General features: G+C 55.3%; 17 protein-coding genes, 1 tRNA gene and 1 other RNA gene. 4 read left to right on the top strand and 15 right to left on the bottom strand.

Features of this window, described 5'->3' with window-relative positions:
• Positions 1–5: 5 nt before the first annotated feature.
• From H8E27_02405 to ccsA, 4 genes are read right to left on the bottom strand one after another with little or no spacing between them, the layout of a single operon-like run.
• Positions 6–785: a DUF554 domain-containing protein gene (locus H8E27_02405; GenBank protein ID MBC8324465.1), complete on the bottom strand. Its 780-nt coding sequence runs from the start codon at positions 783–785 to the stop codon at positions 6–8.
• On the bottom strand, positions 782–1,732 hold the full coding sequence (gene hemC, locus H8E27_02400; GenBank protein MBC8324464.1) for a hydroxymethylbilane synthase: 951 nt from the start codon (positions 1,730–1,732) through the stop codon (positions 782–784). The genes H8E27_02405 and hemC overlap by 4 nt, the downstream gene beginning before the upstream one ends.
• Positions 1,732–2,805: a glutamyl-tRNA reductase gene (locus tag H8E27_02395; protein MBC8324463.1), complete on the bottom strand. Its 1,074-nt coding sequence runs from the start codon at positions 2,803–2,805 to the stop codon at positions 1,732–1,734. Before H8E27_02395 ends, hemC begins: the two co-directional genes overlap by 1 nt.
• Positions 2,805–3,581, bottom strand: a complete 777-nt coding sequence (gene ccsA / locus H8E27_02390) for a cytochrome c biogenesis protein CcsA (GenBank protein MBC8324462.1) — start codon at positions 3,579–3,581, stop codon at positions 2,805–2,807. Before ccsA ends, H8E27_02395 begins: the two co-directional genes overlap by 1 nt.
• 224 nt (positions 3,582–3,805) lie before the next feature.
• Between ccsA and H8E27_02385 the strand changes: the two genes are divergently transcribed.
• On the top strand, positions 3,806–5,248 hold the full coding sequence (locus H8E27_02385; protein ID MBC8324461.1) for a family 10 glycosylhydrolase: 1,443 nt from the start codon (positions 3,806–3,808) through the stop codon (positions 5,246–5,248).
• Here H8E27_02385 and H8E27_02380 read toward each other — a convergent pair whose 3' ends face one another.
• From H8E27_02380 to H8E27_02360, 5 genes are all read right to left on the bottom strand, one after another.
• A complete protein-coding gene (locus H8E27_02380; protein MBC8324460.1) occupies positions 5,249–5,743 on the bottom strand; it encodes a hypothetical protein in 495 nt (164 codons plus the stop codon).
• 48 nt (positions 5,744–5,791) lie between these two features.
• Positions 5,792–7,156, bottom strand: coding sequence for a DUF1501 domain-containing protein (locus H8E27_02375; GenBank protein MBC8324459.1), 1,365 nt, complete (start codon positions 7,154–7,156; stop codon positions 5,792–5,794).
• Between the two features lie 68 nt (positions 7,157–7,224).
• Positions 7,225–8,535, bottom strand: coding sequence for a leucine-rich repeat domain-containing protein (locus H8E27_02370; protein MBC8324458.1), 1,311 nt, complete (start codon positions 8,533–8,535; stop codon positions 7,225–7,227).
• A 55-nt stretch (positions 8,536–8,590) separates the two neighbouring features.
• An RNA gene (gene rnpB, locus H8E27_02365) (RNase P RNA component class A) lies at positions 8,591–8,985 on the bottom strand.
• Between the two features lie 63 nt (positions 8,986–9,048).
• Complete coding sequence (locus H8E27_02360; protein MBC8324457.1) at positions 9,049–9,780, bottom strand: hypothetical protein; 732 nt, start codon at positions 9,778–9,780, stop codon at positions 9,049–9,051.
• Positions 9,781–9,939: 159 nt separating this feature from the next.
• On the opposite strand from H8E27_02360, the gene guaA reads away from it, so the two are divergent.
• The 3 genes from guaA (at position 9,940) to H8E27_02345 (ending at position 15,085) form a co-directional block, all read left to right on the top strand.
• On the top strand, positions 9,940–11,481 hold the full coding sequence (gene guaA, locus H8E27_02355) for a glutamine-hydrolyzing GMP synthase (GenBank protein MBC8324456.1): 1,542 nt from the start codon (positions 9,940–9,942) through the stop codon (positions 11,479–11,481).
• 183 nt (positions 11,482–11,664) lie between these two features.
• The gene (locus H8E27_02350; GenBank protein MBC8324455.1) at positions 11,665–14,040 is read left to right on the top strand and encodes a S8 family serine peptidase; all 2,376 of its coding nucleotides are present in this window, start codon (positions 11,665–11,667) and stop codon (positions 14,038–14,040) included.
• 142 nt (positions 14,041–14,182) lie between these two features.
• The gene (locus H8E27_02345) at positions 14,183–15,085 is read left to right on the top strand and encodes a prepilin-type N-terminal cleavage/methylation domain-containing protein (protein MBC8324454.1); all 903 of its coding nucleotides are present in this window, start codon (positions 14,183–14,185) and stop codon (positions 15,083–15,085) included.
• Positions 15,086–15,275: 190 nt separating this feature from the next.
• Here H8E27_02345 and H8E27_02340 read toward each other — a convergent pair.
• The 6 genes from H8E27_02340 to H8E27_02315 all read right to left on the bottom strand — a co-directional run bounded on the left by H8E27_02340 (position 15,276) and on the right by H8E27_02315 (position 20,495).
• Positions 15,276–15,351 (bottom strand) — tRNA-Val (locus H8E27_02340).
• Positions 15,352–15,397: 46 nt separating this feature from the next.
• A complete protein-coding gene (locus tag H8E27_02335) occupies positions 15,398–15,793 on the bottom strand; it encodes a hypothetical protein (GenBank protein MBC8324453.1) in 396 nt (131 codons plus the stop codon).
• Entirely contained in the window at positions 15,790–17,070 is a 1,281-nt protein-coding gene (locus H8E27_02330) for a hypothetical protein (protein ID MBC8324452.1), read from the bottom strand. The genes H8E27_02335 and H8E27_02330 overlap by 4 nt, the downstream gene beginning before the upstream one ends.
• A gap of 717 nt (positions 17,071–17,787) precedes the next feature.
• Positions 17,788–18,765, bottom strand: coding sequence for a hypothetical protein (locus H8E27_02325; GenBank protein ID MBC8324451.1), 978 nt, complete (start codon positions 18,763–18,765; stop codon positions 17,788–17,790).
• Positions 18,766–19,420: 655 nt separating this feature from the next.
• A complete protein-coding gene (locus H8E27_02320; GenBank protein ID MBC8324450.1) occupies positions 19,421–19,942 on the bottom strand; it encodes a hypothetical protein in 522 nt (173 codons plus the stop codon).
• Between the two features lie 265 nt (positions 19,943–20,207).
• Positions 20,208–20,495 (bottom strand): hypothetical protein, encoded by a 288-nt coding sequence (locus tag H8E27_02315; GenBank protein MBC8324449.1) that lies wholly within the window; start codon positions 20,493–20,495, stop codon positions 20,208–20,210.
• Positions 20,496–20,558: the final 63 nt, after the last annotated feature.

Below are 20,558 nucleotides of genomic sequence, written 5' to 3'. Positions count from 1 at the left end.
GCACCTTAAACCACCCACCACCAAGTCAGCAGCGGCCCAATGACCAACGCCGGCAGATAATTCGCCAACGGCACCTTTTGCACTTCCAAAATCACTAACATAATCGTGAGCACCAAAAGTCCGCCCACGAGATTAAAGCTGGCGAGCAGCGCTGGTTCGTCGGTGATGAATCCCATATTCGAAGCCAACAGTGTGACTGCGCCTTGATACGCGAGCAACGGCACAATCGAAAGCAACACGCCCGCCCCAAAGCGCGGCGCGAAGCAAAGCGTGGCGATGCCGTCCATTAACGATTTCACAATCAGAATCGCCGGCACTTTCCCGAGCCCATCTTCCACCGCGCCCAGCAGGGACATCGGCCCCACGGTAAACAAAATTGTGCACGTCACAAAGCCATCACTGAAGCTCGCCGATTCTTCGTTGCCCATTTTGGCGAATCGATCCTTGGCCGCTTGGCCAATTTTATCCATTTGCTCCTGCAACTTCAGCCACGTGCCAAATAAATTTCCAAACGAAATTGCCAGCAACGTGATCAGCCCAAGCAACAGAAATTTCCAAACACTCCCCGCCGATTGCCAACCTCCGTAGAGGCCGTTGCAAATCATATAGCCACCGGCAAGTACGGTAAGTACCGCGAGAAATTTCCGAATGCGCCGTTGCGTGGCATCGGTCAGTTGACGGCTCAAACGCAGGCCCACCACGCCGCCGATGAAAATGCACAGCGCATTAAAAAAAGTGCCGATGGGCAGCCACGGATACTCGAGCAATTTGCCCAGCTCGCTCATCCGCGTAGTTCTGCGGCCACCGCCACGCCCAACGCCTCGGGCTCGTGCACATCGCCGGTTTGTTCGGCGCGCTGCACGGTGTCATTCAAAAACGAAACCGCGCGCAATCTCAATTGCGTGCCATCAACTGTCGCCGCCGCACCCACGGGCGAGCTGCAGCCACCGCCCATCCCGCGCAGGAAAGCGCGCTCGGCGGCCACGGCGGTGTGTGAATAGAAATGATTGAGCCGCTCACAAATTTTTTCAATGCGGCCATCGTCCGCGCGAATTTCAATTCCAATCGCACCCTGCCCCACGCAGGGCAGCATTAGCTGGGTGTCCAGCGCTACGGCGCGAATCCCATCGGGAACGGCATCCCCCTCGAGCGCGCTCCCGGCGGTGATGGAAAAATCCAGCCGGTTCAAACCCGCTGCGGCAAGCACGGTTCCGGCCATTGCTTCGGTGTCGGCCAGCTTTTCCAATCGCGTGGGAAGATTGCCCCGAATTGCTTTCACGCACAAATCCGGCCGTGCAGCTAGCAGTTGCGCTTTGCGGCGCGGGCTGCTGGTGGCCACGACTGCGCCTTCGGCCAATTCCGGTATGGGACCGTCGAACCCCGCGTTGTTTTTGTAAATCAACACATCACGGACGTCCTCCCGTTTGCTGACAGCGCCGAGAGTGAGTCCGCCCGGCAATTCCGTGGGCAAATCTTTGAGGCTGTGCACGGCGAGATCGGCTTTTTGTTTCACAAGCGCGACTTCGAGTTCTTTGGTAAACAATCCCTTTGGCAGCGACTTACCCGCTTGCGCGAGCGAAGCGGATTGTTTTTTGTCGCCGGTGGTTTTAATGATTTTGATTTCAAACGGCAAGCGCGGGAAGGCCAAACGGCATTGATCAAAAATTAATCGCGCTTGAGCAAGAGCCAGCGCGCTGCCGCGCGTGGCGATGATGATGGGTTCTTCAGGCATTAACTTTGTGCTGCCGACAACTTGCTGGCAGAAGAGCGCGCTGGATTCTGTTGGCAAGATGCCGGCAGAACTTTGAGCGTGTCCAATAATTCTTTGGCTTTGGCCTTCACGATCCCATCGCACTTGGCGATTTCCTCTTCACGCAGGCGGAGATAATCGTCGGCAATGGCTTGGAGGTCGTCGATGTTATACAGATAAACGTCCTCCAAAAAATTCACTTCCGGCTCGATGTCGCGCGGCACCGCGATGTCCACCAACAACAGCGGCCGATGCTGGCGGAGGCGTTGCAGGGGCTCGATCTTTTTGCGATCGAGCACATAATGCGGCGCGCTGGTGCTGCTGATGATAATATCAATCGCGGCGAATTCGTTTTCCCAGTTTTCAAACCCAACGGCTTTTCCGCCCAACTCAGTGGCCAACGCCTCGGCGCGTTCGGGGGAGCGATTGGAAACGATCACGCTCTGGGCACCGCGGCTCAATAATGCGCGCGCGGTTTTTTCACTCGTATCACCCGCGCCAATCACCATCACAGTGCGGTCATCGAGCCGATCAAAAATCTTGCCTGCCAATTCCACTGCCACGTTGGCCACGGAGACACTACCGCGTTGGATGTTGGTTTCCGTGCGGATTTGCTTGGCGGCATTGAAGGCTTTTTGGAAGGATTTATTTAAGCGACCGCCGGTGGCTTTTTGCTCGAGCGCGAGTTGATACGACGCCTTGAGTTGGCCAAGGATTTCCGTTTCGCCCAGCACCATTGAATCCAATCCACTGGCAACTTTGAAAAGATGCTCCACCGCCTCCGCATCGGTGAATTCATAAAACACATCGTTGTCAAGTTCGCGATCACCGATGAGAAACGCGCGCAATTCATTGAGCAAATGGCCGGACGGATCATCAGTAGCCGCATAAATTTCCACACGATTGCACGTGGAAAGAATCACTGCTTCTTCCGCGCTGGTTTCCGCGCGCACCGTTGTCAACATTTCCGGCAGCTTTCCCTCCGTCAACGCAAACTGTTCCCGCACGTCAACCGACGCGGTGCGATGATTTAGGCCAAGGCAAACGATCGACATTACGAGGCGGGGGGTTGATGGAGTGGCGACAACAGGTACACGCCCCAAAAAGTAAGCATCACAACCAGAAAACTGCCGAGCGCGCCCCACGCGAAGCGTTTGCCGCCTTGCGTGTGACGCGCTTGCACGATGAGTAGGCCAAGATAAAAAACCCAAACGCCCAGAGTCCAAATCATTTCGGGATCGGTGCTGAACCAAATTTGTTTGGCTTGATGCAAATACGCGCTGCTCGCTATGAGCCCCGCCGTGAGCAGCCCAAAGGCCACCCAAAGCAGCTTGGCCATCGCGGATTCGAGACGTTGCAGAGGCGGCAGCTTGGAGAGAATCGCGCGGAAGCGATGCAGTTTCAAATCGTGTTCTTGAGTTAAATACATTGCTGCGCCCACCGCGCTAAGGCCGAAGCCGCCAAAGGCCAAGAGCAGCAGCGCCTTGTGCAGACTACTCAGCGCGCCGGAAAATTCATACTCGCCTGCCGGCAGTTTGGGATCCATATCCGGAAACAACGCAAACACGCCGAGCACAAACAACAACGGCGAAGCAAACGCGCCGATAAACCGAAACCGTTGCCACAAGCCGGCCACCAGATAGCCCGCGATAATTGTCCACATAATAAACGCCGTCGCCTCATAGAGATTGTTGATCGGGCAGCGCTCAAATGAAAAACCGCGTTTCACCATCGCAATCGTGTGCAACACAAGCCCCGCAGCAAGGACGCCGTAAACCACCCAGTCATCCCGACGAAACCCCTTTCGCCACAGGAAAACAGAGTACAGCATTGCAATGCCGTACAACGTCACAGCGCAGCAGAAATAAGTTTTGTTTGTCCACCAGTCCAAAGGAAGCCGGAGAGTGAAGGGAAAATGATCATTTTTCAATGCCCAAAATGAGGCCGACTGATGACCAAAACTTAAGAATCGAGCAATCTTTGATCATTGATAATCGATCCTCCCACCTCTACCCTTTCCCCGTGTTGCGTTTTGGAGGCATTTTACTTTTCACCGTGTTAACCGTTTCGGCGGCGAACATTTCATTTCACCCCGTCACGGGCGTAAAGGTCACCCCGCTTCAGCGCGAATTTCGCGGCGCATGGATTGCCACGGTGAACAATATCGATTGGCCTTCGCAACCGGGGTTGACGACCACCCAACAGCAACGGGAACTGCGCACGCTTATTGGACGCGCGGCAGCTTTGAGGCTTAACTGCGTCATCTTCCAAGTGCGCCCCGCGTGCGATGCGCTTTACGTTTCACAGCTCGAACCGTGGAGCGAATATCTAACCGGCAAAATGGGCCAAGCGCCGAAGCCCGCGTGGGATCCGCTGGCGTTTGCCATTAGCGAGACGCATCGGCAAGGGATGGAATTGCACGCGTGGTTTAATCCGTATCGCGCGCGCTACAAGGGCGCCAAAAGCACAGTCGCGGCAAACCACATCAGCCGCACACAACCGGCATTGGTGAAAGCGTACAACGGCTTCCAATGGTTGGATCCTGCAGAGGCCGGCGCGCGGGCGCATTCGATGCGGGTGATTCTCGATGTGGTGCGGCGCTATGATGTGGATGGGATTCACATTGACGATTATTTTTATCCGTACCCCGATGCAAAGCGCACCGAATTCCCCGATGACGCGAGTTGGAAAAAATTTCGGGGCGATATGAAACGCAATGATTGGCGACGAATGCACATCAATCAGTTCATTCGCGAAATCAACACCGAGGTTCATCGCGTGAAACCGTGGGTGAAATTCGGCATTAGCCCCTTCGGCATTTGGCGACCGGGCCATCCCAAACAAATCAAGGGCCTCGACGCTTACGATGAGTTGTACGCCGATGCGCGATTGTGGCTGCGCGAGGGTTGGCTCGATTACTGCGCACCGCAACTCTACTGGCAAATCGCCGATACCGAGCAAGCCTTTCCCGTGCTGATGCAATGGTGGCACGAACAAAACCCAAAGCGCCGCCACCTTTGGCCGGGCATCAACACCGCGAAAGTAAAAACCTGGAAGGCAAAAGAGTTCCTCTCACAAATCAATCTCACCCGCCGCCACGCCGGTGTGACCGGCAACATCCACTGGAACCTCAGCGCATTGGCGAACAATGACGGGGATCTCGGCTCAATGTTGCAACGCGGCATTTACAGCCAACCCGCCCTGCCTCCCGCCTCGCCGTGGCTGGACAATCGCCCGCCCGAAGCGCCTTCAATAGGATCGAAGTGGGATGCCGCCCGCCAACAAATAATCCTCACGTGGCGCGCCGCGCCGGGCGAACCCATTCGCCGCTGGCTCTTTCAAATTCGCGTGAAAGGCCGGTGGCATTCGCAAGTGCTGCCCGCCAGCCAACTGGCCGGAGTGGTTCGCGCCGGCACGGGTCTTCCCGAATACATTGCCCTCACCGCCATCGACCGTGGCGGAAACGCCAGCCCACCGACAGTGCTGGGGCAGCGTTGATTACTTTTTCTCCCGCACTTCTTTCACCGTCAATGACAGCACGTGATGGCCGAGCGTGGCGAGTTGTTGGGCTTGGCCTTTTTTGAAGAGGGTGCTGCCTTGGCAGGTGTAGTTGCCTTCAGCACCGTTATCAAGATTGCTTTCCAACAGCGTTCCCTTGAACTCGAACATCCCCGCTGCCACGCCCGCGCCGGGCAGAAATTCGCCTTGGATGGTAAAGGCACGTTCGCCATTGGGAGTGATGTGCGACGTATTAAGCGCGAAGTTTCCGCCAATGGAATTCACAAAAAAAATCTGATCCGCCACCTGAAACTCCAAACGATAGGCGACCATTGCCTTGGGTTTGTGAATCAATTTAATGGGCGGCTTGGGCGCGGCCGGAACAGGGATTCCGCCCGGGATGACACCGGGCACACTGGGAAAGCCGGGAGCGGTTTGGCCGATGGTTCCGGTGATAAGGTTAAACAAAATGCCGAAGGCAAGTAATGTTTTCATCGCGCAAGTTTGCCACGGCGAGGCGATTTGGCAAGCGCGAGTTGTGGACTAAAACAGCGGAAGCGGTTTGCCATCGCAAAGGGGCAAGGGGCGATTGGCGGCATCGTAAATCATGTGTTCCGGCTCGATGCCCATTGCGTGAAAAATAGTCGCGTGTAAATCGGGTGGGCCGCACGCCTGTTCGGCCGGTTCAAAGCCGATGGAGTTGGACTTGCCGTAAACCTGCCCCCCACGGATGCCACCACCGGCGAAGACCACGGAGTACGCGCCGGGAAAATGATCGCGGCCCGCTCCTTTGTTGATTTGCGGTGTGCGGCCAAAATCAGTCAGCATCACGATGAGCGTTTCATCAAGGCGACCGCGTTGCTGCAAATCTTCCACCAACGCCGAAGCGGCTTGGTCGAATGGCGGCAGCATGTTGTTTTTTAGTCTATTGAAATTATCCGAGTGCGTGTCGAAATGGGAACCGGCCGAGCCATTCAAATCGCCGGCGGCGCAATAAACAGTGGCCACGGGCACGCCGGCCTCGGTCAATCGCCGCGCAGTGAGTACGCTTTGGCCGCAGATGTGCATCCCGTATTTTTCGCGAAGCGCGCGCGGTTCTTTTTCCAAATCAAACGCCGCGTGCACGGTGGGGTTGAGCAACATATCGAGCGCCATCTCGCGGGAACGCGCCAACGCCTCGGCTTCCAGTTTGATCGCCGCGCCTTTCGTTTGACCAAAACCTTGAATCAATTTCCGTCGTTGGCCGAGTCGCCGCCGACTCACGCCCTCGGGCAAGCCGAGCTCAATCCGACCGGAGGACGGCGATTTGCCTTGGTAAATTTTCAAGCCCTTGACCGATGGCCGAAATACGGCGGGATCCATCCCCATGCCAAGGAAACCGGCATCCTGACCATTTGAAACGCCACCATCATAAATCGTATACGGCAGTGCCACTGCGCCGGGCAACGCTTTGTGCGGAACGCCTTTATCTTTGTTTGCCTGCCAAATCATTGAGCCGATGGAGGGCCAATCCGCGCGCGATGCGGGCCAGTTGCCAGTGAGATTTTGCGGCTGATGACCGGTGAGATTCCAGTACGCGCCCGAGCGATGACTGGGCGCATTGTGATGCGCGCTGCGGACGATGGCCCAATGGTTCATGGTGCGCGCGAAGCCGGGTAGATGTTCGCTTATGCGAATGCCGGGCACGGCGGTGGGGATTTCTTTAAACGTGCCACGGATGTTCGAGGGCGCGTTGGGCTTGAGATCGAAGGTATCCAGATGACTGATGCCCCCCCAACAGAACAGCACGATGCAGCTTTTGGCTTTGCCAAATCCGCCCGGGCCATCGCCGGCACGGGCGCGCAGGGCGAGCAACTCGTGCAGGGCTAACCCGCCCAAGCTCATTTTCAAAAAATCACGCCTCAGCATTGCTTGCCTCCGCGCGGAGGATAACAGATGCGGGATCTTTTGTAAGAAAAAATGTCGCGATTTCGGCGCTATTCGCGTTGAAGATTCCGCGATTCAATTTCGAATTTGCAGTTCGGGAGAGCTCTTTTGAGGCGGCCCAGTTGTTCGTTGTTGATGAGCCTGCGATTGGTTGCGATTGATTTCAAATTAGACAGGCCGTGTAGCGGCGTGTAGTCAGTCACCTTGGTGAGGCGCAGTTCGATGGATTCCAGTTTCTTCCAATTCTTCAATGGCCTGAGGTCGCTCACGTTGGTTTCCCAAAAGGTGACGAATTCCACTTTAGTCAAATCCGCCAGCGGTTTCAGATCGGTAATGCGGACTTTGTACAGCAACAACCGTTTCAGTTGGGTTAATCCCGCAAGCGGAGTGATGTCGCTGATGGGATTGTGCGACAAGTTAAGGCTGGTCAAGTTGGTCGCGTGCTCCAAGCCGCTGATGTCGGAAATGCCTAGAAATGATGCCTCCAGTTTTTTTAATGAAGCAAGATCACGCGAGGTGATGGCTCCCTTCGGCTTGCCCAATGTCTTGCGGACAACCGCTTCTAGTTTGGAATCGTTGACAAGCCCCGGCTCGGAAACATCAGGGACTGGCTCCTCACTTGGAGTTTCAAGGCCGGGGCCATCCGGCGCGGACCCCTCGTCTGGAACTTCCTCGGGCGGCATCCTCTTATCAATGGGGGGCAATGAATTTAAGAGCCGCTGCAACTCCCCAAGCATTCGTGTTGCCTCCGCCTCTTTTTGGTTGTCTCGCCGTTGCGAATATTGTTTGCGTAACGCAATGACTTGGGCGATCTGTACATTCAACATCTCGTGACATGCTTTCCGATATTCAGAATTCAACTTGGCGCGATGTTTGAATTGTTCCAGTTTCAATTGAGCGAGCGAAATATTTTTTGGCAAAGCAACCATATGGGCACCCGGTCGCGTGCCTGTCCACGGGCTGCCGGCAACATCCGGATCAGTATCGCCCGAGCTCCAGTTGCCTTTAAAGACTCCCGGAGCGATGATTCGAAATGTAAACCGACCCCCGGCTGATTGGGTTCCGGTATGCTGCCAAACTCCGCGTAACACGCAGGGCGATTTGGGATCAAACCGTCCACGCACCGCGTGTTTTGATGGGCCGTAAATGCCGCTAAACGATTCATCATCAAACTTCAGGTTCATCACTCCCCAATTAGTCTGCCAAACGCCGTCCCAACTTCGAATATCACATTTAATTTGAGCCAGATTTTTTTCCGGATCTGGTTTTGGACCGGTTTCGTCGGGCGGTTGACCAAGCTTCGCGAGCCCTGTAATGGCCATCGCACCCATGAGAAAGATTGATATTTCGATGTGTTTCATAAGCACTATTCCTGCGAAGTTTGACGGCAAACATCCAAAAGTGCCCGCCTCAAAAAACCTTGGAAGGGCTGTAAGCCGAATTTTGTCTGCGCCGCATGCAGTGCATGTGGCGGAGAGGATCATTTATCTGTTGCAGCCTTACCCGGGGCTTGAACCGTTTCCGGTTCGGGGGCGGACCGCCCCGTGCCCTCTATTTGGCCTTGCACCCGATGGGGTTTGCCGTGCCGCCTCGCTTGCGCTCGGCGCGGCGGGCTCTTACCCCGCCTTTTCACCCTTACCCCGGCCGAAGCCGTGGCGGTATATTTTCTGTGGCACTTTCCGTCAACCCACCCTCACGAGTGGACTGCCCGAGTGTATCTCCAGCGGAACCGGAGTTACGCGGCATCGTGTCCTGCGGTGTTCGGACTTTCCTCTCCCGTCAAAAACGAAAGCGATCCTCCGCCCTTCCAAGGTGGCAAAAGGATAAACGGGTTGGGCAGGTTGGGGAAGAAAAATGAGCGACCTTTGGCTGAACTAATCTTTCTCGACAGCCAGATTCATGTCACGCGTGTAATAAATAATACAGCTGCAGTTGGGACAGTAATTCACTTCCTGACTGCTCTTGAGGTTAGCCACGTCGGCGGTGGGAAGTTTCATATGGCACCCCCCGCAAGCGCTGTGCTCCACGCCGACGACGATGTTGGCGCGACCTTTTTGCAATAGCCGATCATAGCGGGCAAGCGTATCCTCATCAATCTTCGCGGCGGTCTCGGCCCGCAAGGTTTCGGTGTCGCTGATTTGCTTTTGCAGATTAGCTTCGCGCTCTTCGATTTCCGACAACGCGTTCGCCTTATCTTGATTGGCCGCATCGAGATCAGCTTGCGTTTGTTTTCGTGTATAGGCATTCGTGTCCAACTCCTCCAGCACCATCAGTTCGTCAGTCTCGAAATTGGAGATGTTCTTTTTGCAATTCTCAATCTGCTTCACTAATGCGCGATATTGCGTGTTGTCTTTCGTTTCCAATTGTTGTTTGGAATAGGTGATAATTTTTTGCTGCTCGCCGGCGGCTTCCACCTCGAGGGCGTTTTTCTTGACCTCAAGTTCCTTGGCCTGTTGCTCCGCGGCGGCCTGTGCGGCCTCAGCATCAGCGGAGCGGGCGTTCACCGAAGTGCGCTCAATTTCCAAGCCCGCAATCTCCTCGCGCCCACCCACAATGGTGCGGTCGCGATCCTGCAGCACCAAAAGTGTTTCAATAATCTCCAGCATGTTTTGTAAATCCGTAAAAGAGCCGCTCAACGTAGGGCCCGCACGAGAAGGTGTCAACGGCCTTTGCGAAGTTGATGGTATTTCCCATCAACTCGCCAAAAGTGGGGACATTTTTGACTCGCCTTCATCAACAGAAACGGCAGTGTGTCCGCTTTTCCGATGCGGGAGCAAATTGTCATTCTTGATTTTGGGTCGCAATACACGCAGGTGATTGCGCGGCGCATTCGTGAGGCCAAGGTGCTTTCCACAATCCTGCCCTATCACACGCCCGCAGCAGAGATCGCCGCGCTGAACCCCAAGGGCATCATTCTTTCTGGCGGACCTCAGAGTGTTTACAGCCGCAAAGCGCCGTTACCGGACAAAAAAATCTTCGACCTCGGCGTGCCCATGTTGGGCATTTGTTTCGGGCTGCAGCTGATGGCCAAATATCTAGGCGGCAAAGTCGAGCGCGGCACCAAACGCGAGTACGGTAAAGGCAATCTTACGGTGAAAGACAACCGGTGCGAGTTGTTTGGCAAACTGCCAAAGAAATTGCAGGTATGGAATTCTCACGGCGACAAACTCACTAAACTGCCGACCGGCTTCAAGACCGTTGCCGTCACCGAGAATTCCCCGCACGCGGCGATCGAAAATCGCAGGCGACGCTTCTTTGGCCTGCAATTTCATCCCGAAGTGGTCCACACGCCCAAAGGCAAAACGGTCATCAGCAATTTCGTGCACAAAATTTGCGGCTGCGGACGCAAGTGGACTATGCGCAGCTACATCGATCAGGCCGTGGAAGACATCCGCGCGCAGGTCGGCAATGAACACGTCATCCTCGGCCTCTCCGGCGGCGTGGATTCCAGCGTGGCCGCTGCGCTGCTGCACAAAGCCATTGGCAAACAGCTCACCTGCATTTTTGTAAACAACGGCGTACTGCGCGCCAACGAAGCCGAGGCGGTGCAAAAACTTTTTCGCGATAATTTCAAATGCAACTTTCTGTATGAGGACACCGCCAAATTGTTTCTACGCAAACTCAAGGGCATCACCGAACCCGAACGCAAACGCATAATCATCGGCAACACTTTCATCGACGTGTTCCAAAAAGCCACCCGCAAAGTCGGCAAAGCCAAATTCCTCGCGCAAGGCACACTCTATCCCGACGTCATTGAATCCGTGCCCATCGACGGCAACCCCGCCTCGCTCATCAAGAGCCACCACAACGTCGGCGGCCTGCCCAAGAACATGAAATTCAAACTCGTCGAGCCGCTGCGGAATTTGTTTAAAGACGAAGTGCGCCTGCTCGGCCTTGAGCTTGGCCTGCCCAAAGACGTCGTCTGGCGCCAACCCTTCCCCGGTCCCGGCCTCGCCGTGCGCTTGCTCGGCGAAGTCACCGAAGAACGCCTCGAAATCCTCCGCAACGCCGATCGCATTGTGATGTCCTCCATCCGCGACGCCGGTTGGTACTACAAAGTGTGGCAAAGTTTCGCCGTGCTGCTCCCCGTAAAAAGTGTCGGCGTGATGGGCGACGAACGCACCTACGAATTCACCATCGCCGTCCGCGTTGTAGACAGCCAAGACGGGATGACCGCCGACTGGGTCAAACTCCCCCCCGCCCTGCTCGAAACAATCTCTAACCGAATCATCAACGAAGTAGACGGCGTCAACCGGGTCTGCTACGACATCACCAGCAAACCGCCCGGAACGATCGAATGGGAGTGAGGGCCACCGGCCCGGGCTACATTTTCTTCTGCCTTCATCTCCTAAATTCTCCCTCCTCACACAAATAGTACGTATAAGGGTAACAACCATCGTTGCGTCGTCCATTGCGTGATTGGGTTTGGTGTGGGAGGTTGAATTAGCTTCCCGGCTGGATGGGCCTTCTGAAATAGAAAGGTAACATCTATGAATAATAAATCGACCCAACCGGCCGCGTGGGCGGCGGTTTTCAGCCTCACCGCTCTTCTGCTTTGGTGGGGAATTTCCAAAACTCAAAACAACTCGGCTTCTTCTCGAGCAACCTCGCCGCAGCAGCGCATTGGGGCGGCGGAGCGGTTGGCGGGGATGCGAGAACGTGCGCTATCAGCCGCTCGTTTGGTGCGTGAACAGGCAAGCGTTCGACAGGCGAATCTCGATTCGGAACCGATTCAGGGTGCGTTTGTATTAAACCATGCCTCATCTTCCACAGGCGAGGTGAGTCAAAAACATTGGCGCGCGCACGCGGTTCGGAAAGCCAAGCCGTTAGCGGCGGAGTTACCGAAAGGCACGGTGATGTTTCGCGGGCAACCGGCGCATCCTTCGCGGGTGATGGCACGGGTGAAACTGGGGACGTCCAATGCGGATTTACGATCGGCGTTGGATGGCATCGGCGCGCAAATTGTAAATCCACCCAATGCGCTTGGCTGGGTGGCAATCGACTTGCCGGCGGCGGAGGGCGAGCGCGCGGCGTTGGATGGCGAGATGCAGTTGATGACGGGGCTGAAGTTGCTGCAAGGCACGGATGCATTCCAATCAGCTGAGCCGGATTATGTACTCACGCGCGCGGGCGAGCCCACCGATGAAGGCTACGCCAACGGCTGGCTGTGGGGCCTGCGCAACACGGGCCAAAACGGCGGGCGCGCGGGCATCGACATCGGCACGGCGAAAGCGTGGGAAGTGACAACCGGTTCCACGGATGTGTTAGTGGCGGTCATCGACACAGGCATTCGCCACACGCACCAGGAGTTGCGAAACCAAATGTGGGTAAATCCTGACGAGATTGCCGGTAACGGCATTGATGACGACGGCGATGGTTACATCGATAATGTGCACGGCATTGACGTCATCAATAACGACGGTGATCCGATGGATGATCACGGGCACGGCACGCATTGCGCGGGCACGATCGGCGCGTCGGCCAATGATGGCTACGCGCACGTGGGCGTGGCTTGGGACGTGCGCCTGATGGGATGCAAATTCCTCAGCGCTCAAGGCAGCGGCTACACCAGCGGCGCAGTGACGTGCATTGACTTCGCGGTGAGCAAAGGCGCCAAAGTGCTCAGCAACAGCTGGGGCGGCGGCGGCTTCAGCCAAAGCCTGTACGACGCCATCCAACGCGCGCAGGATGCCGGCGTCCTGTTCATCGCGGCGGCGGGCAACAGCGGATTGGATACCGACAACTCGCCCAACTATCCCAGTGCGTATGATCTCGATAACATCATCGCGGTGGCCGCGATTGACCGATCGGGCAACCTCGCCAGTTGGTCTAATTTCGGCAAAACCACTGTCGACCTCGGCGCGCCGGGCGTGGATATTTTTTCCACGGTGGCTGACTCCGACGACAGTTACGCCTACTACAGCGGCACCAGCATGGCCACGCCGCACGTGGCAGGCGTAATGGCACTGCTGCTGGCTCACGACCGCTCGTTGAGCGCAGCGCAGGCCAAGGCGCGGTTGCTAAACACCAGCGTGTTTTTGGATTCACTCCGCGGTCGCACCGTCAGCGGCGGACTCGCCAACGCGGGCAATGCAGTGGATGGCAGCGACGATGGTTCACTGGAGCTGACGCTCGCTGTTTCGGAAGACCCATTACGCGGCGGACGAACGGCGGCGGTGTTCGCAAGCGTAACGGATGTGACGCCGGTGACCGGTGCCACGGTGACCGGTGATGCCGGCGGCGATTCGTTGAGCTTCGCCGATGATGGCGTGGCTCCGGATGTCAACGCGAACGACGGCGTCTACTCGGCGACGTTGGACGTGCCGGACGACTCGGCGATCACCGAATTGGTCATCACCGCCGAAGGCAGTGCGCCGGATAAAGATCCGGCCAGCGCAAGCCTCACGGTGGCGGTCGTTCACCCGCCGGCGAATGATGACTTCGAGGAATCAGCCGACTTGAGCGGACGCCGGGCGAGCTTGTCCGGCTTCACGAATGTGGCGGCCACAGCGGAAGATGGCGAGCCTCGCCATTATTGGCTGAAGGCGCAGAAATCGGTTTGGTTCACCTGGACCGCTCCGCGCTCGGGTCGGGGTGATATCACCCTCCGCGGCAGCGACTTCGACACGGTGATGGCGGTTTACCGCGGGAACACGCTCGATGGCTTGCGACGCGTGGCGCGCGATGATGACAGCGGCGGGCGACTCACCAGCCGCGTGCGGTTTAACGTACGGCGCGGTCTAACGTACCACATCGCCGTAGACGGCTGGCGCGGCGCGGAAGGCAATATTGAAGGGCGATTGATCGTCAAAAAACGCAAACCCTTCCGCCGAACCCCCAAGCGCCCTTGGTGGCAATGGCGCTAACGTATGATTGGATGGGGATGGGCAAGCCCTGGCTTCGGCCGGGGCTTTCCTTTTTAAAATTCGGAGAAGCAAAACCACCGCAAACGTGGCTGTTGATTTTCCATTGGCAAGAATCACTGATTTAGTTAGGTTTTGCACAGTCATGCAAGCTGGCACCTCAAACCACGCCCGTCGCGGGTTTACATTGATCGAGCTTCTGGTGGTGATCGCCATCATCGGCATACTGGCATCGATCCTTTTGCCGGTATTGGCGCGGGCAAAAAACAAGGCGAACCGCTTGCGTTGCATCAGCAATCTCCGGCAAGTCACGATGGCCCTCACCGGGTTTGCCAATGATTATAACAGCCGACTTCCGTGGCTGTTAACCTTGGAAGAACAAACGGAAGTCTCCGCCGGACTCACGGGTGCCCAGCCATTCCCTAATCAGGCTCCGGCCAACCGTCGGGTGCGCGATGTGTCGACACTGTTTTGTATCCCCATCATTCGCAACGCGCTGAGCACACCAAAAACCCTGCTATCGCCGTGCGATCCACAGGCAGAATCCGTCAACGAAAACATGGCCTCAAATTTTAGTTCGCTGCGGCAAATGGATATCAAAGGCCTCAGTTATTCTGTGTGTCACGGGGGCGACCAGCTACTGCCCAATACCATCGTGGGCCTCTCCCGCAATACCGAACATCCCTGCCTCAAACCTTTTGGAAGCCGCTGGTTTATGAATAATTATCAGGCTGTCTGCGTTACGGTTATGAATCCGCCGGGCAATTCCACCCGATTTGTGGGCGCGGATGAACTTGGCGAAACCACGCCGGCGGCCGAGGTGACGCGGCTCTCACCGTATATCATGGCCCAGCTCAACAAAGACCAAGGCCAAATGTCGTTGGCCGATGGCAGCGTGAATCAGGTGGACGCCGGGAATTTTGAAACAGCGATCAATGCGCACCTCAAATCAATCGGCGGCTCCACTATCGGCAAACCGCAAACCAGCATCAGCCGACCATTCCAGCCCGCTTCTGTGATCGGCGGTAACGGGGTGAACGGAAAATAATAAACGGTTGAAACGATTGGCCCTTCAATCCATGGCCCTGGCTCTAGTCTTCTCGTTTGTGCTGACCGGTGTGGCCAGAGACAGACTTGCACGGGCGCCCTCCCCAATAAGGAATTTCATTTAAAATTGACGCCCGGTTACTACCCAAGGCCCCAGCCAAGTAAATAGATAATGAGAGCGCAATGAGGGTTGGTAGGCGATGAGGGATTCGAACCCCCGACCAACGGCGTGTAAAGCCGCTGCGCTAGCCACTGCGCCAATCGCCCGCAGAGGCGGGACGGTATATCATCCAACCGCGATTTGCAATCCGGCTTATTTGGTTTTCTGTTGTCGGCGCTTGAGGATGAAGTTTCCTTTGGGCGTGGAAGCGGAGAGTTCCCAGCCTGCTTTCCCAAGATTGTTGAGGCGGGTTTCAAGACTGATTTCCGCATCAGCGGGATCGATTATTTTATATTCCCACGCCAAGCGCTCGGGAACGAGTTGCAGTCCTTTTATATTTTTAACGTTTTCAGTGAGCGATTGAACGTTCCGGATGGCGTGGGAGATATCCTCCAATGAGTCCGCCACCTTTTCACCGGTGGATCGGTTGGCGTCCACTTTGGCGTCCACTTTGACGTTCGGGCTTGGGCCGGCGGGTGTGCCTGTGGGTTTGCCACAACCAAGGGCGAAGGTAAATGATAGGGCGATGAGAGGGAATATGTGTTTCATGGTTGAACAACAACGCGGAGGACTTTTCCGTTTTGCATTTGGAATACGACGGTGGAGTAGGTGCCGCCGACTTTCATGTTGCGGACTTTCAGGCCGCGATAGGTCCAGAAATCTCCCTGCTTTTGAGCGGGTGGCCCGAAGACCTGGGTGATGATTGCCTCGGATTTGCCGGGGTAAATCTCATCAATCTTGAATCGGCCTCCCCCCACGGACCAATCGGTTTTGTAGCCGGGGGGCTTGGGCGGCCCCGTCGGGGCCAAACCGGGAATGGTTGTGCCGGGATTGGTGCCGGGATTGGTGCCCGGCTGTATTCCGGGTTGAATACCAGGATTCGAGCCGGGAAATCCTCCGCCCGGTCGGGTGACGCCACCGCCACCGCTGCCAAAAGCCTGGCCGAAACCGGCCAGTTGTTGCCCCAGCGCTCCGCCCATCACCTGCCCAACGGCGACAAGCATTTCCTGTGAACTGGATGCATTGTTGATTGTGTCCAAAGCATTTTCCAAAGAACCGAGTAAGCTCATCAATTGCCGTTTCTGTTGGCCTGTCATTTGAGAAGCCCCGATTTGGCCCATGGGCATAGTTTGCTGAAGCATGGGAATAATCTGTTCCAACTGATCTAACCCTTCGGCCATCTCCTTAGGCAGCCAGCGCTCCTCCACCTTGACCATTTCAAGAGTATCATCATCTGGCATCTCGAAGTCGGTGGAACTTATCTTCACAGTGGCTGTGGTTTCAGTCGATTCCAATAACTCAACTTCGATCCCCTTTAGCCATTTCCGAAATTCTGCCAAATCCTTCGGCGCATCTGGATCTGCTCCTTCCTTCAAAGCCCAGTTGACCAGTTTCTCAAACGACGGCGAACTCATTAACTTGCCGCCATCTTCTTTGAGCACCGCACCGATGTCCGGATCCTTGATCCATTCCGACGTCATGGCTTTGCTGTTAACAACAATCTCTAGCACGGATACAAAATCATCCCAATTATCGATGATCTCGGGTGGGAGCCCCCCACCCTGCCCACCGCTCATCGTCCGCACGGTCTCAAGGATGAGCGCTTTTTTATTCTTCAAAACTCCGGTGGCTTTTTTCAATACAGCAACGGTTTTCGTTTGGACTTCGGCGTCGACGTTTGCTCCTGATTTTTTAACCGCCTCATGAATCATTTTTTGATGCTTGGCTGGCAGTATTTCCCAAACCACCTCGGGTCTGTTATCGGCCAAGCCGTTTAGGACATATTTGATGGCGCCATCAGGCGTACTGAGATCGCCGCCGCCCATGTATTTGGCCCATAGTCCGGGGCCATACTTGTAACCGGCAAAGCCAATGCCGCCGAGGGCAAGCACGCCGATGAGAATGAAAATGATTTTCTTGGCACCACCACTCTTGGCAGCAACAGGTGCACCAAATTGGGCGTGGGGTGTCATGGCCGGTGCCATCGCCGCTGGTGGCGCGGGTTCAGCTGGAGGAACGTTGCCTGCAGGAGGTGGCGGGGCATCACCAGGTGGGGGTGGGGGAGGTGTACTCATCGTTAGCCTTTCAATACAATTTGCTCAAACGCTGACTCATTAAACGGAATTTCAAGGAGGTTGTCCAATGATTTCTTGGAATCGCCCAATGAAATAAGACGCAATAAAAGAATCTGGGTTTCGGATTATTTATCCAGATACCAGAGAACCGAGTGTGAAAAAGAGAAAAGGGGCAGCTTAGCTGCCCCAGCTCTCCAGGCGAATCAATCCTTCTAGTGTTACAGCAACTTGTGTTTATTTTTTAGAGGCTGTTCTAACCTGTTGTTAATCTATACACAGCAAACCCCGTGCCAATTTTCTTGGCCCTTCGCATTGCCTTTTTCCATTGAAAAACAGACTGCCTGTTTAGTGAAATAAAATTGATGCGCGGAAATGGCGCATTTGGAATGAAAATTATACCCAGAAAAAATCCCGTACCGCAGGATGCTGTACGGGATGAAACTTTTCCTGGCTTCCGCCAGTGTTCGGTTATTTTTGCTTTGCGCCCTGCTCGATCCATCGCTTGATGAGATCGGCCACCGGTTTTGAAATCCGGTTACCTTTCGGTGGCATGCGGTCATCATCACTATCGGGCAATAAAATGCGCGCGTGAATTTCACTTTCGCCCGGTTTGCCGGCCACGAAAACCGGCTCGCCATCGGCTCCCTTCATCAGCTCGGCATAACTATCGAGCCGAAGTTTGCCTTTTTGTTTTTCTTTGCCGTGGCACTCAGTGCAGCTTTTTTGGATGATGGGCAGAATGTCTTTATCAAACAATGGCGTCTTGATCGCGGCGATGCGTTCGGATTCCGCCTTGGCGGCTTTGGCGGCAGCCTCGCGCGCGGAGGTCTCGGATGCGGCGCGTACTTTGGCTAAACGAGCGAGTGTGTTCACGCTGCGTAAATCTTTGCCCACGCCAAGGTTGATGGAGAGATCTTTGTTGCCTGCCTTCGCCATTGCCGCTTGAAACGCCTTGGCCTTGGCTTCGGTCACTTTGGTCTCCCACAGGTAAAGGCTTCGGAGGCGCTTCAGGTTTTTGAGCTTGTCCAGCCCGGCATCGGTCACGCCGGTGTTGTAAAGGTTCAGATATTCCAGGCCAACAAGCCCGCCGACGGTGCCCAATGCCTGATCGGTGATTTTTGTTTTTTCCAAGTGAAGCTTCTTCAGTCCCTTCAACCCTTTCAAAGAGGTGACCCACGCATCATTGGCATCGGGATGTTGCAGTGATATCTCCACCGCATTGCCCAATTGCCCCAGCAACTTGGCATTTGCCGCGGTGAAGCCTTTCGATTTACCGAAGGAATCTTTCGTGATCGTCACGCTGTATTCTTTGGCATCTTTGGCGATGTACAGCACTCGGCCGCCCAGCGATTCGATGGTGGTGATGGTCGCTTTTTCGTCTGCACTAACGCAGCCGAAAAAGACTAACACGGTGAGAGTAAGGGAAATGCGTTTTATGGATTTCATCACGCGCCGAGCCTAGGCGCGCTCGCGTAAAAATTCAAACGAGAAAATACCCTAACTTCGACCCGCCCCCTTGATGAAGGGCTACGGCTCACGCATCAATTTTTGAAACCATTGATCGTAAGTTGCTGCGCGCCATCGCGCTGCCACCCAAAATGATTTGCACAGATTTGCACAAAATGATCTGCACAAAAAAAACCGCCCGCAGTAAACCGAAGTTCGCCGCGGGCGGTTACCAATCCTTTTCAAGGGGGCTCCCTTGCGGGAGTTCTCTCGAGGTCGTTGCCCTTGGCAGGGCAATTACTCTTTTCAGAGTAACAGCCAAATCCGACCCCCAGCCTGCCATCCCGAAGGAGACAGGCCAACCTGCCACCCCGAAGGGCGACCGGCCTGGGTGGGAACTGCCTTTAACAGACCTCTTAAGGACTGCTCTCCGGGATCGCTCCCAAAGCCGTTTCCTTCAGAGGTGATTCCGAAGAATCCCGCTCCCGCGATCGGCTGACCGACCGAGCGTCTCCGAAGATCCGCTCAACGCAGAAAAATTTATCACAGAAACGCCGGCGTCCAAGCCGGAGTTATTCTTTCGTGTGCACCGGCTATTCACCAGTTGTTAACAAAACGAAATAGAGGTTGCCTAATGGCTTTGTCAGAGAAAATGTCATTCCTCTTCTGTTATGATTTTACAGCTAGGAAGAGCTTTACGGAGGGCCGAAATCTCACCTTTTCCTAAGGGGTTTCCGAAAACATACAGCCTCTCTAGAAAATGTAACTGATGGAGTGGCTTTAGGCTTCGGATTTTGTTTTTTCTCAGGCTAAGATATTTAAGTTTTTTCAAATCTGATAAAGGGGCCAAGCTTTTCACATTATTGAGTTGTAATTCCAGCGACTCCAGATTCGTCAAGTTGGCCAGTGGGCTAATATCGATTATGGAATTTGAATCCAGTCGCAATTCCTTCAAAGATGGAAACCGATCCAGAAAACAAACAGTCGTCAAGCCCGCCACGCTCAAGTTTAATGATTGAACAACCTTCGCCCGCTCCAACGTCAACTGACCTTCCTCAAGGCCAAGATCCATGGCAGCGATCTTTGCCACGTCGGCGGGGATGCGAACCTCTTTGGGGCAAGGTGTGTTACACCCAACCAACGCCACCAACGCAATCACCAAGGAAATCTGCTTCATGCCCGCCAGCCTACGTCTCACCGGCTCTGGTGTAAATGCTGTTGAGGGAGACCTATTTGCCTAATTAAATCTCACGCTTTCTCACGTAAAACCATTGCTCCGCTTTCGATTTAAGCCATCCTGTTTTGGGGTAGGCTGGAGAAGAGGCAGAAGGGATAAGGGAGTGGGTTAGTCCTTCTTGTAGCTGTGGAAGAATCTTTTACACTCGGGCAACGCCTTCCTTAACCAAGCCACGCCCTCGTCGGTGATTTTGGTGGAGCGCAAGTCAAAGTAGGTGAGCTTCTGCATCTTGGCCAAATCCTTGAGACCCCTTGGCCAAATCCTTGAGACCCGCTTCGGTGATTTGGGTGCCGTTCAAGTGAAGGCGGGTGAGCTTCTTTAACTTAGCCACGTCCTTGAGGTCCGCGTCGGTGATTTGGGTGCGGCTCAAGTCAAGGCGGGTGACTTTTGCCAAATCCGCGTTGGTGAGTTCGCCTGTGGGTTCGTTGAGTTTCTGACGAACCGCCTTCTCAACAAAGGGGTCAGTAATACCGGCGGGGGCATTATGGGCCACCCTTGGCGCCCCACCCCCCCCCCCCCCCACCCCCCCCCCCACCCCCCCCCCCCCCCCCCCCCC

The organism is Limisphaerales bacterium, assembly GCA_014382585.1.
Lineage (GTDB): Bacteria > Verrucomicrobiota > Verrucomicrobiia > Limisphaerales > UBA1100 > JACNJL01.
Note: the sequence above shows the minus strand (reverse complement) of the source record. Positions and strands in the feature narration are given on the sequence as shown.

Bases quoted from the DNA above. Each gene is read 5' to 3' on its own strand.
- H8E27_02405 (MBC8324465.1), bottom strand. From the start codon at position 785: ATGAGCGAGCTGGGCAAATTGCTCGAGTATCCGTGGCTGCCCATCGGC.
- hemC (MBC8324464.1), bottom strand. From the start codon at position 1,732: ATGCCTGAAGAACCCATCATCATCGCCACGCGCGGCAGCGCGCTGGCT.
- H8E27_02395 (MBC8324463.1), bottom strand. From the start codon at position 2,805: ATGTCGATCGTTTGCCTTGGCCTAAATCATCGCACCGCGTCGGTTGAC.
- ccsA (MBC8324462.1), bottom strand. From the start codon at position 3,581: ATGCTGTACTCTGTTTTCCTGTGGCGAAAGGGGTTTCGTCGGGATGAC.
- H8E27_02380 (MBC8324460.1), bottom strand. From the start codon at position 5,743: ATGAAAACATTACTTGCCTTCGGCATTTTGTTTAACCTTATCACCGGA.
- H8E27_02375 (MBC8324459.1), bottom strand. From the start codon at position 7,156: ATGCTGAGGCGTGATTTTTTGAAAATGAGCTTGGGCGGGTTAGCCCTG.
- H8E27_02370 (MBC8324458.1), bottom strand. From the start codon at position 8,535: ATGAAACACATCGAAATATCAATCTTTCTCATGGGTGCGATGGCCATT.
- H8E27_02360 (MBC8324457.1), bottom strand. From the start codon at position 9,780: ATGCTGGAGATTATTGAAACACTTTTGGTGCTGCAGGATCGCGACCGC.
- guaA (MBC8324456.1), top strand. From the start codon at position 9,940: ATGCGGGAGCAAATTGTCATTCTTGATTTTGGGTCGCAATACACGCAG.
- H8E27_02350 (MBC8324455.1), top strand. From the start codon at position 11,665: ATGAATAATAAATCGACCCAACCGGCCGCGTGGGCGGCGGTTTTCAGC.
- H8E27_02345 (MBC8324454.1), top strand. From the start codon at position 14,183: ATGCAAGCTGGCACCTCAAACCACGCCCGTCGCGGGTTTACATTGATC.
- H8E27_02335 (MBC8324453.1), bottom strand. From the start codon at position 15,793: ATGAAACACATATTCCCTCTCATCGCCCTATCATTTACCTTCGCCCTT.
- H8E27_02330 (MBC8324452.1), bottom strand. From the start codon at position 17,070: ATGGGCGGCGGCGATCTCAGTACGCCTGATGGCGCCATCAAATATGTC.
- H8E27_02325 (MBC8324451.1), bottom strand. From the start codon at position 18,765: ATGAAATCCATAAAACGCATTTCCCTTACTCTCACCGTGTTAGTCTTT.
- H8E27_02320 (MBC8324450.1), bottom strand. From the start codon at position 19,942: ATGAAGCAGATTTCCTTGGTGATTGCGTTGGTGGCGTTGGTTGGGTGT.